The 13,092-nt window shown below is 59.9% G+C and carries 13 protein-coding genes; 8 read left to right on the plus strand and 5 right to left on the minus strand.

From position 1 onward, the window contains the following. Positions 1–130: 130 nt before the first annotated feature. Positions 131–1,171 (minus strand): aromatic ring-hydroxylating dioxygenase subunit alpha, encoded by a 1,041-nt coding sequence (locus VFQ24_02330; GenBank protein HET9177176.1) that lies wholly within the window; start codon positions 1,169–1,171, stop codon positions 131–133. Between the two features lie 225 nt (positions 1,172–1,396). On the opposite strand from VFQ24_02330, the gene VFQ24_02335 reads away from it, so the two are divergent. The 5 genes from VFQ24_02335 (at position 1,397) to VFQ24_02355 (ending at position 5,255) form a co-directional block, all read left to right on the plus strand. Beyond that, the gene (locus VFQ24_02335; GenBank protein ID HET9177177.1) at positions 1,397–1,804 is read left to right on the plus strand and encodes a hypothetical protein; all 408 of its coding nucleotides are present in this window, start codon (positions 1,397–1,399) and stop codon (positions 1,802–1,804) included. A gap of 107 nt (positions 1,805–1,911) precedes the next feature. Beyond that, a complete protein-coding gene (locus VFQ24_02340) occupies positions 1,912–2,352 on the plus strand; it encodes a thioesterase family protein (GenBank protein ID HET9177178.1) in 441 nt (146 codons plus the stop codon). A gap of 166 nt (positions 2,353–2,518) precedes the next feature. Continuing rightward, positions 2,519–3,280 (plus strand): glycosyltransferase family 2 protein, encoded by a 762-nt coding sequence (locus tag VFQ24_02345; GenBank protein HET9177179.1) that lies wholly within the window; start codon positions 2,519–2,521, stop codon positions 3,278–3,280. Then, positions 3,277–4,431 (plus strand): glycosyltransferase family 4 protein, encoded by a 1,155-nt coding sequence (locus VFQ24_02350; protein ID HET9177180.1) that lies wholly within the window; start codon positions 3,277–3,279, stop codon positions 4,429–4,431. Before VFQ24_02345 ends, VFQ24_02350 begins: the two co-directional genes overlap by 4 nt. Further along, positions 4,428–5,255: a prepilin peptidase gene (locus VFQ24_02355; protein ID HET9177181.1), complete on the plus strand. Its 828-nt coding sequence runs from the start codon at positions 4,428–4,430 to the stop codon at positions 5,253–5,255. The genes VFQ24_02350 and VFQ24_02355 overlap by 4 nt, the downstream gene beginning before the upstream one ends. 227 nt (positions 5,256–5,482) lie before the next feature. Here VFQ24_02355 and VFQ24_02360 read toward each other — a convergent pair whose 3' ends face one another. Next, the gene (locus tag VFQ24_02360) at positions 5,483–5,620 is read right to left on the minus strand and encodes a hypothetical protein (GenBank protein HET9177182.1); all 138 of its coding nucleotides are present in this window, start codon (positions 5,618–5,620) and stop codon (positions 5,483–5,485) included. A 268-nt stretch (positions 5,621–5,888) separates the two neighbouring features. Here VFQ24_02360 and VFQ24_02365 point away from each other — a divergent pair, with 268 nt between their 5' ends. From VFQ24_02365 to VFQ24_02375, 3 genes are read left to right on the plus strand one after another with little or no spacing between them, the layout of a single operon-like run. After that, complete coding sequence (locus tag VFQ24_02365) at positions 5,889–6,488, plus strand: sigma-70 family RNA polymerase sigma factor (protein HET9177183.1); 600 nt, start codon at positions 5,889–5,891, stop codon at positions 6,486–6,488. Further along, positions 6,485–7,009, plus strand: coding sequence for a hypothetical protein (locus VFQ24_02370; protein ID HET9177184.1), 525 nt, complete (start codon positions 6,485–6,487; stop codon positions 7,007–7,009). The genes VFQ24_02365 and VFQ24_02370 overlap by 4 nt, the downstream gene beginning before the upstream one ends. Before the next feature lie 46 nt (positions 7,010–7,055). Next, a complete protein-coding gene (locus VFQ24_02375; protein HET9177185.1) occupies positions 7,056–7,661 on the plus strand; it encodes a zinc ribbon domain-containing protein in 606 nt (201 codons plus the stop codon). Positions 7,662–7,845: 184 nt separating this feature from the next. On the opposite strand, the gene purQ is transcribed toward VFQ24_02375, so the two are convergent. The 3 genes from purQ to VFQ24_02390 form a co-directional block, all read right to left on the minus strand. Beyond that, complete coding sequence (gene purQ / locus VFQ24_02380; GenBank protein HET9177186.1) at positions 7,846–8,577, minus strand: phosphoribosylformylglycinamidine synthase I; 732 nt, start codon at positions 8,575–8,577, stop codon at positions 7,846–7,848. A 2-nt stretch (positions 8,578–8,579) separates the two neighbouring features. Next, on the minus strand, positions 8,580–11,384 hold the full coding sequence (locus tag VFQ24_02385) for an AIR synthase-related protein (GenBank protein ID HET9177187.1): 2,805 nt from the start codon (positions 11,382–11,384) through the stop codon (positions 8,580–8,582). 141 nt (positions 11,385–11,525) lie between these two features. Next, positions 11,526–12,953 (minus strand): APC family permease, encoded by a 1,428-nt coding sequence (locus tag VFQ24_02390; GenBank protein HET9177188.1) that lies wholly within the window; start codon positions 12,951–12,953, stop codon positions 11,526–11,528. Positions 12,954–13,092: the final 139 nt, after the last annotated feature.

Here is a 13,092-nt window from a genome sequence, read left to right on the forward strand (position 1 = left end):
TTCTTTAGCTATTTCTGGTTGCTCTTTGCGCCTCTGCGCCTTTGCGTGAGCATGCTGTTATTCGGGGAGCATGTTGGCAACACGGAGCACGCCGACTCACAGACCGCCACGGAGAACCCTCTACAATGACTCAACTCCGCCACCTCAAGGCCGTAGGTCCCTCGATCGGGTGTTCCATAGGCTGGCCGGTTTGTTTGGACTTGATATAGGCAGCTTTCAATGCAAAGTACCATTTGGCCGGCCGGTCGGCGTCGTCGATGAGCATCAGCGGCGGATTATATTTCAAACCCTCCGCCTGCTTCACCATGGTTTGGCGGTCCTGCTCGACAAACATATTGCCAAAAAAGCGAATAATCGCTGCCATGAAGGGCACATGGCGGAATGCGTTCCACGCCGCGCAGACATCAATTCGGCAGCGCGACACGGTTATGGGAGTGACAGTGGTGCGGCTTGAAAACCAGTACTTGCCGCAGTGAATTTCTTCAAACCTCATGTTGGGCAGCACGAACTGGATGGTGGTGGTGATAGGTTCGCCGTAGACGCCCAGCAGCTTGTAGGCTGCGCTGTTGGCCGACGGCGAGTGGCTCTTGATCCGAAAGCCGTTCGGGATGGGCTCAAAGATTTTTTCCTTTTCATGAATGCTGCCGCGCTTGCGCCACCACCAGGCCTGATGCACAAAGGGGCCGTGCGCAGGATCCATGAGGCCAATGATGCCGTGATCGACGTGGCATGGCAGTTCCGCCTCCAGATGCTCCAGGCGATAGTCGTCGCTGAACGTTGGCAACCTTGGAGACGGGGGCGCCACTTCGTTGCGGCACTCGGGATCGGGAACGAAGACCCAGAAATAACCGTCCTGCTCTTCGCAAGGGAAGCTGGTGGCGAACACACGATCCACTTTCAGCTTGTCGCGCGCCGTCAGAGACGGAATGGTCTGGCACTGGCCGGTCTTGCCCTCAAAAACCCAGCCGTGATAAGAGCACTCGACGGCATTGCCGTCGAACCGGCCCTCGGAGAGTGGCATGCCGCGATGCGGGCAGGCGTCGCGCAAAGCGAAGCTTTCCCCCTTGGAATTGCGCCCAAGCACCAGCGGAATTCCCAGCAGCATTGCCGTGCGCAGTTCCCTGCCCCGGACACAATTGCTTCGGGCGGCGGGATACCAGAAGCCACGCATCAGGCCATCATTATCGCTGTTTGAGCTGTTTGCAGATTCTATGGCGGAACTCTCAGTCATCACCTTGGCTAATATAGCAGATGTTGAATGGGCGCAGAAGGCCACAAGCTTGCTGGGCCGCGAGCGCATCTCTAATCGAACAGCCACAACTCTTCGGCGCACGCGGAAACGCAAGCGGAGACTCCGCATTTGCTGCCAGGTTCTGGTATAGTCTCTAATTTAAACGTGCCTGATCGACCGTCCATTTCAAAGCGCGCCGCGCGCCGGCTCATCCAGCAGGCGTTTGTCCTCACAGGCCGCGACCGCAACGTGCGGCAGCACATTCGTGAAGCGCGCCTGGAAACGCTCTGGGTGCTGGAAGACTGGAATTTTGAATGGACTATCATCCTGGACCGTGGCAGGCTCCGGTTTGAACGGCGGCCATCCCGAATGCCGGATATCGTCCTGAAGTGGCCGGACGCGGCGGATTTCTTTGGGAGCATCCAGGAAGTCCGTGCGCCCGACGGCCCCATGAGTATGGAAGGCGACCTGGGACTGAGGAAATACGTTGAGCCGGTCTTCAGAAGTTTTTGCCGATCACTCGAACAGGTCATAAAATACCCCGTTGACGATGCCGGGAATCCACTGATGTAACACTTGACGTAGTAATCCTATACGACTGATATTACGTGAGTAGAAGGTTAGGAAAAGTTGTAGCTAGTGGCGGCTTGAAAGCGTCCCACGCAGGGCAAGGGTACTCAATGACAAGGGAACTTCCCGCAGAATGGGTTTCGACAAGCTTCCGGGTCCGGTACGCTGAGACCGATCAGATGGGTGTGGTGTATTACGCCAATTATCTGGTGTGGTTTGAAATCGGCAGAAGCGAATTCTGCCGGAAGCACGGGTTCGAATACCGCGACATGGAGCGCGACGACGGCCTCTATATCATCGTGGCGGAAGCCAGTTGCCGATATAAAGCCTCCGCGCGCTATGACGACGAAGTTGTTGTCAGGACCTGCCTGCGTGCGGCCCGCCGCCGCGTGTTGACTTTTGGATACGAAGTCTTCCGGCAACCGGATAGCGTGCTGCTGGCCGAGGGCGAAACCACGCACGTGATCGTGAATCGCGAGGGTCGCCCCTGTGCCCTGCCCGACAAATACCGTGAAATGTTTGAGACCGGGATTAAGGTCCGCGACGGGTAAGAAGCGGCTCGCGGGGATCCCGAAGAAGGCCGGGGTGGGGGCGCCCATTTGGTCGTCTCCGGCTGGTTGTTCAGTCCCCGATGGACCAAAATCACTGCCGGAGACGATCAACGGTGTAAAATCGGATCCAAGCGCGACTCGCACAGAGCCAGTCTGACGCCTTGCCATGCTGCCCATTTCCGCAACCATTATCACGCGCAATGAAGCCGCGAACATCGCCCGCGCCATCCGGTCACTCGATTGCGCCGACGAAATTCTGGTGGTCGATTCCGGCTCGACGGACGAAACCGTGAACATCGCGGCTGAACTTGGCGCGCGAACGATCACTCATCCATGGGAAGGTTTTGCCGGGCAAAAGAACTTTGCCGTGCGCGAAGCCAGCCATGATTGGATTCTCAGCCTGGACGCCGACGAGGAGCTGAACGACGAAGCTCGCGCCGCCCTCCGCGAATGGAAGCAATCGGCGCCGCGGGCTGGCGCATACCGTTTTGCCCGGCGCGCCCAGTATCTCGGGCGATGGATACTTCATTCGGGCTGGTATCCGGACTGGAAAATACGTCTTTTTCACCGCGACCAGGCCCGTTGGACAGGCGTATACGTGCACGAGTCCGTCGTTGCCGATGGCCCTGTGGAGACCCTCAGCGGCGAAATTCTCCACTATACGTGCGACTCGCTGGCCGACCATCGCAAGCGAATCGAGCTTTACACCGGCCTGGCCGCGCAGGAAATGTTCGAGCGCGGTGAGCGTGCTGGGCTCGCGCGACGGATGCTGGCGCCGCCCTGGATCTTTTTGCACACTTACTTCTTCAGGCTGGGCGTGCTGGACGGCATGCCTGGCTTGATGATTGCCTGGATGGCGGCCCGCTATGTCCGTCGCAAATACGCCAGGCTTGCGGAGCTCGAGACCGGCAACAAAGGCAGGCATTGAGCCCAGACACTCCATTCAGCATCGCGCACATCGACACGGGCCTTGAGCTTCGTGGCGGCCAGCGGCAATTGCTGCTGCTGGCCCACGGCCTCCGCAAGCGCGGCCACTCGCAGCTTATCGTGTGCGCGGAAGCAGGCGAACTTTGCGATCGCGCAAAAGCTGATGGGTTTCCGGTGCTCGCTCTGCCGCAGGATGACTTCAAACACATCCAAGGCATCCGGCGACTGCGGCGGCGGATTAGGCGGGACGCGCTGATGCTCTTGCACGCGCACGACGGAGTGGGCCAGACGGTCTCCTGGCTCGCATCCTGTGGGACGGCAGCGCGACGTATTGCCACCAGGCGAGTTACCTACCTTCCCAAACGCCGCATCGACTATCGGCTAAAATACAGTTACACCTGCCACGCTGTGATTGCGGTGTCGCAGTTCATTGGCCGCGTGCTGGGAGAGGCGGGCATCCCTCAAGCGATGATTCATGTCATTCCAGACGGGATCGAGATCCCGGAGCGCGTCCCCGACGGCGCATCGCGTCAGACGGCGCGCGCTCGCTGGCGCCTTACCGAAAACGAATTCCTCATTGGAAACCTCAGCGGCATCAGTCCGGAGAAGGGGCAGGACCTGGCGCTCGAAGCGCTCGAAATCCTTGCCGGTCGCATGCCCAACGCAAAGCTGGCGCTGGGCGGCAAAATCGCTGCCGCGGACCTTGCTACGTCAAACCTTGCCGCGGCAGCGGCGCGCGGTCAGGTCGTATTGGCGGGCTATCGGGATAATCTTTTCGAGTTTTTCTCCGCACTCGATGTTTATATCATGCCGTCGCGCTCGGAAGGGCTTGGCTCTGCCGCTTTGATGGCCATGGCCCATGCCCTGCCCGTAATCGCCACGCGCGTTGGCGGCCTTCCGGAAATCGTGGAAGATGGCATAACCGGCTGGCTGGTTGCGCCGGAATCGCCCGACTCCCTGGCGCAGGCGATTGCCGTCGCGGCCGCGAATCCAACCAGGTTAAAGGAACTGGGAAACAAAGCGCGACTGCGCTCAAAGGAGTTTTCAGCCGATATTATGGTTGAGCGGACGGAAGCGCTCTACCGGAGGCTGATGGGTTCCGGGCAGCCGCAGGACGCGATAACCTCGAAGGAATTGCGAGCGAACGGATGATCCAAACGGTGGTGGCCGTGTTCGGATTTATCTTCGGCAGTTTCCTGAACGTGTGCATCGTGCGGGTGCCGCGGCGCGAATCAATCGCTGTTCCCGGATCGCACTGCCCTGCCTGCGGCCGGAGCATTCGCTGGTACGACAACGTTCCGGTGCTCAGCTACGCTCTCCTGCGCGGGCGTTGCCGCGATTGCGGCAAACGGATTTCATTGCTCTATCCCGTAGTGGAAATTCTGACTGCCATCGTCTTCCTGCTGGAGTATTGGCGCTACGGCCTCACCATCGAATTCGCAAAGGGCCTGGTCTTCGCCATGCTCATGATCATTCTGATCTTCACCGACTTGCGTGAGCGCCGCATTCCGCACAGGATCAGCATTCCCGGCATCGCGCTGGGCCTGGCGTTCAGCTTGCTGACGCCGGTGGACAGTCGTCCGTTCGGCTGGCTTCTGGCGCGCTGGGACATCTTCCCTTCAGCGCTAGTTCTCTCGCTGATCGGAGCGCTGGCAGGCGCGTTGATCGGCGGCGGCCTCTTCTTCGTGGTGGGCGAGATTTTCTACCGGCTTCGCCACAAGGAAGGCCTGGGATTCGGCGACGTCATGCTGATGCTGGTGGTGGGAACCTTCCTCGGTCCGCCGCTCACCCTGATGACCATTCTTCTGGGATCGCTGCTGGGATGCCTTGTCGCGATTCCTCTCACCGCCATCACGTCGAAGTTTCGCGACTACCAATGGCCCTACGGAACTTTTCTGGGACTCGCCGCGATTTACGCCAGCATCGGCGGCGACGCGCTACTCCGCGCCTACTTGCAATGGGGCGGGTTTCGGTAAGAAATAGATTTTTGGTTCTGCCACTCGAGTGAAAGGGCACGAGTTGACTCGTGACGCAGACGTGAATGGTACAGTGCGGCTGCCGCACGATTGAAGTCGTGCCCTTTCGCAAAGGCTTCGCGCCCTTCGCAAGACGATTTCACGACCGATCAATGAGCAAGGGCACGAGTTGACTCGTGCCGGACAGGGCGCGAGGCGCCGGCTCCTTCCATCACGCCAGCAGATTGTTAATAGCGCTTCGCCTGGCTGTAAGTCGGATGGTCCTGCAGCGCAACGAACTTCTCCAGAGCTTCACGGATGGCGGCAAGCTGCGCTAAAATCTGGGCGAGCTGGCTTGAAATCTGCAACGCGTAAGCGTCCTGCATATTGGTCTCCTTCGGCTACCATCCATTCTACGCCCTTTGCAAGCCATTGTCGTAAACAGGCTGGTGATGCTGGAATCGCGCTGAGCCAAAAGGGGCTTCGGCGCCTTCCGTGCCGCTTCTTCACGTCGTGGCGCGTACCTTTTGCAGGCTTCGTCCACAAAAAGTCGGACCGTTTTCAATTGAACCACCAATCAACCATCGCTCGAAATGTATCCTGCCAGCGGGGTCTTTTTCGCCGGGTTCCCCGTATATCAAGGCAGAGGGTAGAATGGACAACGCGATTCATCTCTTTGCACTTGCGATGGAACCCGAAACCAAAGCTCTGGCGCGCGGCTTGCGGCAGCGCGATCCGGACCTGCTTGCGGCCCTGATTGCGCAATACGAATACCGCCTCTTCCGTTACCTGCTCTACCTGACCGGAAGCGAAGATGCCGCTCGCGACATGTTCCAGGAAACCTGGCTGCGAGTGCTGGCGCGCGGGCATCAGTACGACGGGGTCTCGCGCTTCGATTCCTGGCTCTTTTCAATTGCGCGCCACCTGGTGATCGATTCGAGCCGCCGCAGAAAGATGGACAGCCTGGACGAAAAGCTCGATTCGGCCCAGGATGGCGCGGCGCAGGAATCGTGGCCTTCAGATGGAGTTTCGCCGCTCGCTGAATACGAGAACACAGAGCTCGCAGCCCGGATCAGCTCGATCCTGGCACGGCTGCCTGCCGTTTACCGGGAAGTTCTGCTTCTGCGCTTTCAGGAGGATTTGTCGCTTAAAGAGATTGCGGGCATCATACGGGCGCCTCTGGCTACTGTGAAATCGCGGCTTTACCGAGGCTTGAGCGCGGCCCGCGAATTGCTGGAGGAACAGGAACAATGAAGAGTCCGAATGCAAGTTACGACCTGCACGAACGAGCGCGGCAACTGATGGATCGGGAACTCGTCGAGGGTCTCGAACTCGAAGAGCGCCGCTGGCTCGAGGACCACCTTGGCGCATGTGAGGCCTGTGCCGCGCGGCGGGCATCGACTGACGCGGCGTTGATGGCGCTGAAATCGATCTCCGTCCCGGTTCCACGCGGACTGGCGGCCTCGACAAGCGTGTGCGTGCGCGAAAACGCAGAGCGACTGAAAAACAGGCGCGCCAGAACCATTGCTCTGATCGCCGGCTGCGCCGTTTCATGGGCGGCGGGGGTTGCCAGCGCGCCGCTGGTGTGGAGGGTGTGCGAGTGGGCCGGGACAACGCTTTCCCTGCCGCGAATCGTTTGGGAAACGGGCTTCTTCTGCTGGTGGCTGGTGCCTGCCGCGGCGGCCGGACTCGTGATTCTGTGGGTGAGCGCGAGGGCGGAGCGCGAAGAAATGAACGGACGACTGTGGACGGGTCCCCGGTCAAACGGCTGGTAACCAGCGGATGCGGAGGCCGGGTGAGAGATGTGCAGGAAGCGAGGGTATGAAGATGTCGAACCAGGGTAATGTTCTGGGACGAATTCAAGACAACTGGCGGCAGCGGGCCGGCGAATGCACGACGTTCCGGGCCGAACTGCGGGTGATTCCACGATGGCCAGTCAGAGTTCTGGTATCACTGTACATTCTGGCCATGGCTGTTATAGCCTGCACGACGTTATACGTCCCCCGCGCAGTGCCTGATGACCTCGTTGGAAAACCGGTTGCGATCAAGCTGCTGGCGATGTTCGGCATTGTGACGGGAATCGCAGTTGTGATAAGTATCGTCGTTCTGGTTCTTAGTTACGTTTGGGCGGATGCGAAGCGGCGTGGCATGAGCCCGGTCCTTTGGTTGCTGGTGGCGCTTCTGATACCCTACGGGATTGGCACCATCCTCTACTTCGTCGTGCGAGAGCCACTGAGCCGCAATTGTCCGCAGTGCGGCCATTCCGTGAACCCTCATTTCAACTTCTGCCCGGCCTGCCAGTTCAACCTGCTTCCCAACTGCCCTCAATGCCGGCGCGCAGTCCGTGCGGGAGACCACTTCTGCCCCTACTGCGGCGCCACCGTGCAGGCGGACGTTGCAGCTCCGGTTAGCACCCAGAAGGCATAGCGGTAAGTTCATGGGAAAGGGCGCGAGTTTACTCGTGCCGTTAACGCGGCAAATAAATACGCGGCTTCAGCCGCTGCCCACCCGCGCAACGACACGAGTCGCGTCTCAACGGCTAAAGCCCCCGGCAATGGCAGATTGCGTCCGGCCAGCACGACTGCGGCCGGACCCTTTCGCAAATATAGAATTATCCTTTGAGCCAGCGGATGAGATTTTCGAACAGGCGCAAGCCGTCCTGGGAATAATGGGCTGGCAGCGAGGCTCGTTCGGGGTGCGGCATCAGGCCCAGGACGAGTCCGCTATCATCAGTGACGCCTGCAATCGCTTCGGGGGAGCCATTGGGGTTGTCAGGATATTCCGTGGCGGGTTTTCCTTGGGCGTCGGTGTAACGGAAGACGATGCGCGGGCGCGTAATTGCGCTCTCCGAAATCATGGCGCGACCTTCGGCGTGAGCGCATGGCATATCGAGCACCTTGCCCGCCAGGCCTTCAGTCCACATCGATTTTCCGCCTGAAACCAGCAGCCGCACTTTGCGGTCTTCAAAATGTGAGGACTGATTTTCGAGCATCGCCATGCCGCGGACACCCGGGCAGCGCGCGGGAAGAATGCCCGCCTCGGTCAGTACCTGGAAGCCATTGCAGATGCCAAGCACCGGCCTCTGCGCTCCAAGAAAAGCTGTCAGTTGATCGCGCAGGCGAGCCACCATCAGCGTGGCAAAGATTCGCCCTGCGACAAGATGGTCGCCGTAGGAAAAGCCGCCGGGAAAAACTGCTGCTCCGTAATTCTCGAGATTGTCATGGCCAACCAGCAACTCGTGCAGGTGGACCAAAGCCGTCTTGCCGCCGGCGCGCTCCACGGCGGCTGCCGTCTCTTCGTAGCAATTGGTGCCGGGTGAGTAAAGGATGGCGATCCGCGACACAGCTATTCCACCGCCTCACGAAAAGGTTTGCTCCACACAGTTTCCAACTCGGCCATGTTCTGCTGCCAGACCGTGTCGCCGCCTCGGGCGAGGACCAGTCGCGGCTCCGGGAGTACTTCCCCAATCGTCTGATGCGGGACCTCCAGATCTGAAAGCCCTATCTCAACCTCAGGCGAAACTTCCAGCAGCACGGCGCCAATGAATTCTCCAAAGAGCAGCTCGTCGCCGCGCGCCACCTTCTGCGAGTCCAAGTCAATGCGCGCGCCCAGCCCTGAGCCGAACGCTGCTTCAAAAAGGCGCAGCAGCAAACCGCCTTCGGCAATGGCCGAGCCGGAAACGTACTGCCCTTCACTATGCAGGGCGAGCACAGAGTCCCACACGGCGAGGACAGCGGCCGCATTGCCCGGATCAAACAGCCGGTCTCCGCGCTGGCCTTGCGTGTCGGCATAAACGCTGCCGCCCAGCCCACCGCCGCTGCACGGGCCAATGAGAACCAGTCTGTTCCCCGCCCGCTTGAACTCCTTGGTCACAATCTTTTTCACGTCAGGCACGCGCCCCATCAGCATCACAGCCAGAGTCATGGGAACGTCAATCTTTCGTCCTGCGGATTCAAAAGTTCCGGAGCTCGAATCCTTGCCGGAGATGAATGGGATTCCCAGTTCCACGGAAAGGTCGGCGATGGCATCCACCATGTGCGAGAGCTCCCAGGCGGTTTGGGGATTGATGCGCGGCGTGTAAACATTATCGCAGAGGACCGCTTCCTTGTAGCTGGCTCCGGCCACAACAGCTTTGGTGACTGCTTCGATCATCATCAGGCGCGCCATGGCGGCGGGATCAACGTCGCCGTAAAAAGGATTGAAAGCCAGCGTTGAAATCATGCCGTACGGCTTGCCGCGCAAGGGCGCTGAGACGTACAGTTGGGTGGGCATGCGGTGATTGCGGCCGCCGTAAGGACCGATCACCGTTCGGCCCTGCACGGTGGTGTCAAAGCGGACGCCAGCGGCGCTCTGGTCGCAGCAGTGGTAATGGGAGATGACGCTTTCCACCGCCCGTTGCCATTCGGCCTGCGTGCGCGGCTCGGGAATCGAGAGCGCTTTCAATGCCCGCTCGTGTTCACTCACGGCGGTGGGTTCAATGGGGCAGCCCTTCCAGAGAAATTTCATGTCGAGATCGACGACGCGCTCGCCGTGCCAGGTGGCCTGCAGCCGCCGCGAATCGGTAAAGCGGCCGAACTCGGCGTGCGCAACTTCGTAGCGGTCGAGAATTTCGCGCGTTTCGTCGAGCTTTTCGAGAGGGACCACCACCAGCATCCGCTCCTGCGATTCAGAAAGAAGAATTTCCCACGCGGTGAGGCTGGCGTCTTTCAGGCGCACGCGGTCGAGATCAAGTTCCACTCCGGTGTCTGCGCCGATTTCACCGGCTGCGGAAGAGATGCCGCCCGCGCCAAGATCCGTGATGGCGCGAATGCACCCTGCATCGCGCAGGACGGGAATGGCGGAGGTGAATCGCCGCTCGGTGATGGGATGCCCAATCTGGACGGCGGCAAACTCCTTCTCGAGCGTGGCGCCGGTCATGCCGGTGGAGCTGGCGGTTGCGCCGTGAATGCCGTCGCGTCCCGTTTCGCCGCCAATCAGCAGCGCGATATCGCCGGGCTGCGGCTCGTCTTTCAGAGCGTGCAGGGCAGGAATCAGACCGATGGAGTGTCCGAGCGCAAGGCACTTGGCGTAGCCCGGATGGATGCGATACACAGGGTGCATCATGGGGATGCCCATCGGATTCACGTAGTATGAGGTTGCGCGAATCGATTCCGTCACGATCAACTGCGGATGCAATGCGCCCTCGGGCACTTCGTCATCGGGCATGCGGGGATCCATGGTGCCCATCACCGTGGTGCCGCCAATCGGGTACGCGCCTTTGCCAAAGCCCAGCGTGTCACGAATCACGCCGCCGTGCTTGGTGGCGATGCCGCCAAAGGGCGCGATGGAGCTGGGGAAATTGTGCGTTTCGCCTTTAATCGTGATCACCCAGCCATCGTAGAACTCCATTCCGCCGGCATTGTCCTTAAAGGACGAGACAACCAGCGGGTGATTGATCTGGGCCGTGGCATGGCTCAAGTGCTTCAGCAGTCCCAGGCTTTTCCACGTGGTGTGGTAGCAATGGTCGCTCCAGCTTTGCGCCAGGATTTCGATTTCGGCGTCCGTGTGCGGCTTGCCGCGCTCGAGCTCGTGCGCCTGGATAGCCTTCATCTGCGCGAGCGGCGCGTACCAGGAACGCTCGGCAGAAAGGGCCTGGAGTTGCTGATCGCTGAGGCGGCGCAAAGAAATTTCTGTGACGGGATCGGGCCGGCCGGCGGGCAGAAGCGTCTCAACCACTTCTCCCGGCTCGCGGACGCGCTCAACGATCTTGTTGTAAAGGAAGCGCGCGGCAAGTTTGCGCGCCTCAGATTCTTCCAGACCGGTGAACTGGTAACGGCGGCTGAGTCGCGCAAACTGCAAACCCGTTTCCCCGAGCGCGTGCGCGCCTTCCAGAATGGAAGGCGTCTCAGGATCAGTGACGGCGGGGCGATAGGCGATCTCCACCACCGGGCCCTGCGCCGGGTCGAGTTGCGAACGCTCGGAGCCCACCTGATAGAGCGGATTGATCAGAAGCGGATGCAGCTTGTTGACGTTAATGTCGCCCTGCAGCCAGAAAACGCGCTCGATGGTGACTCGGCTAAGTTGCGCGCAGCCGTGGCGGTGAAAAAACGCGACCCAGTTGCGCGCTTCCGGATCATCTTTGGAAAGCGTATAAACCGTATGAATAGCCATGGAAAGTTCAGTCGCGGTGCTGACCCATTATTATAAGCGAGTTGGCAAAAAAGGACGAACCTCGGGCGAGGCGGGTATGCGCCCTCACGTGGCGCGGTAAACGCGCCGCTACCTAAATGATCCGGCGCCAGTCGCTGGTCGCTACTGTTCGCGCGGGGCCATCGGCCAGAGGCGCTTCTTATACGCCAGGATAAAGTAGCCGCAGATGCCGGCGCAGATGGTGGTGAAGGCGTAGACCATGAATTTCCATCCGCCCGGCTGGAAGGCGGAGCTCCCAAAGATGTAGAGCCAACCGACCAGCGCCAGAATGGCTGGAAACGGATAGAGCCACATTCTGAAGGGCAACCTGACACGGGGCTTTCTACCCCTCAGTACAAACAAGCCAATGGTGTGCCCCACAAACTGGACGAGGATGCGAGCCACCATCAGACCGGTGATGATCTCGCCCAGGCTGAACATGCTGGCGATTGCCGCCAGGACTCCCACAAGAATCAGCGACCGGTTGGGGAACTCTCCCGTGGGATGCAGTTTCCCGAACCCGCCGAAAAACAAGCCGTCGCGGGCCGCCGCATAGGGAATCCTGGAGTAACCCAGCATCAGAGCGAAAACCGATGCGAAGGCCGTAAACAGGATCATGGCCGTCAGCAGAATTGCCGCCCAGTGGCCGTAAATTTTCTCCATAAACACCGAGGCCACCGCGAGGTTTGCCAGCGAACCGGGCTTGACCATGTCGCGCCAGGGGACAACCGAAACGAAGCTGTAGGAGAGAAGGAAATCGATGACCGTGACGGCCAGGATGGAAATGATCACCGCATAAGGGATGGTGCGCTCCGGCCGCTTGACCTCATCCCCGAGGTAGCAGACCTGATAGTAGCCGAGGTAATTGTAAATCACCACGATGGTGCCGTTGCCGAGGCCGATGAGGAACGCCCAGTTCAGGTTGAAGGCGCCCGGCGGGAAATCCAGCGCCATGTGGTAATTCATGTGGATGAGCCCGGTGACGATGACCCACCCGGTGGTGACCAGCGTGGTGATCCAGAGGACCAGCATCAATCTGGCCACGTCGCCAATCTTCCGGTAGAGGAAGATCATCACGACGATGGCGATGCCGGCAGCGACGAACTTCATTCTCCATGCGTGGCCCGCCAAGCCAGGCCATAGGAAGGTCATATACTGCGTCATGCCGACCGTGCCGGAGGCGATCTCGAGCGGCCCGAAGAAGAGAAATTCCCAGGCGAAGAGCCACGCCATCAGCTTGCCCCAGGTCGCGCGATTGTAGCTGTCACGCAGAAAAACGTAAGTGCCGCCCGAACCGGGCAGCGCGGCGCCCAACTCTGAAATCACCAGCCCGTCGGCAATCGCCAGAACGGCCCCTGCAAACCACGCCAGCAGCGCCTGCGGCCCGCCCATTGTGGACAAAATGATTGGCACGGTGATGAAGGGGCCGATGCCAATCATGTTCGACATGTTGATGGAAGTGGCGTTCAGGATTCCGAGCCTGCGCCGGAGTTGCGGTTGCTCTGCCATATCTTTCGCGGCCTGGGCATTGCTGTTTTCGTGTGTGCTCATCAACCTCACCACCTGAATTGTTCGCTTTGCTGCGTTGCGCGTCCGGGGACGTAAAGGCGCGATCTGCGGGCCTTCAGGAATGCTAAACCACTATGTGATGGAATGGAACAGAATTTGACTCCGACCGAGGACACCCTGG

The organism is Terriglobia bacterium (genome assembly GCA_035712365.1).
Taxonomy (GTDB): domain Bacteria; phylum Acidobacteriota; class Terriglobia; order UBA7540; family UBA7540; genus SCRD01.

What these genes read in the sequence shown, in the direction of transcription:
- VFQ24_02385 (HET9177187.1), bottom strand. Translation starts at nt 11,384, where the DNA reads ATGGCTATTCATACGGTTTATACGCTTTCCAAAGATGATCCGGAAGCG.
- VFQ24_02375 (HET9177185.1), top strand. Translation starts at nt 7,056, where the DNA reads ATGAAGATGTCGAACCAGGGTAATGTTCTGGGACGAATTCAAGACAAC.
- VFQ24_02330 (HET9177176.1), bottom strand. Translation starts at nt 1,171, where the DNA reads ATGCGTGGCTTCTGGTATCCCGCCGCCCGAAGCAATTGTGTCCGGGGC.
- VFQ24_02360 (HET9177182.1), bottom strand. Translation starts at nt 5,620, where the DNA reads ATGCAGGACGCTTACGCGTTGCAGATTTCAAGCCAGCTCGCCCAGATT.
- VFQ24_02340 (HET9177178.1), top strand. Translation starts at nt 1,912, where the DNA reads ATGACAAGGGAACTTCCCGCAGAATGGGTTTCGACAAGCTTCCGGGTC.
- VFQ24_02390 (HET9177188.1), bottom strand. Translation starts at nt 12,953, where the DNA reads ATGAGCACACACGAAAACAGCAATGCCCAGGCCGCGAAAGATATGGCA.
- VFQ24_02365 (HET9177183.1), top strand. Translation starts at nt 5,889, where the DNA reads ATGGACAACGCGATTCATCTCTTTGCACTTGCGATGGAACCCGAAACC.
- VFQ24_02345 (HET9177179.1), top strand. Translation starts at nt 2,519, where the DNA reads ATGCTGCCCATTTCCGCAACCATTATCACGCGCAATGAAGCCGCGAAC.
- VFQ24_02370 (HET9177184.1), top strand. Translation starts at nt 6,485, where the DNA reads ATGAAGAGTCCGAATGCAAGTTACGACCTGCACGAACGAGCGCGGCAA.
- VFQ24_02355 (HET9177181.1), top strand. Translation starts at nt 4,428, where the DNA reads ATGATCCAAACGGTGGTGGCCGTGTTCGGATTTATCTTCGGCAGTTTC.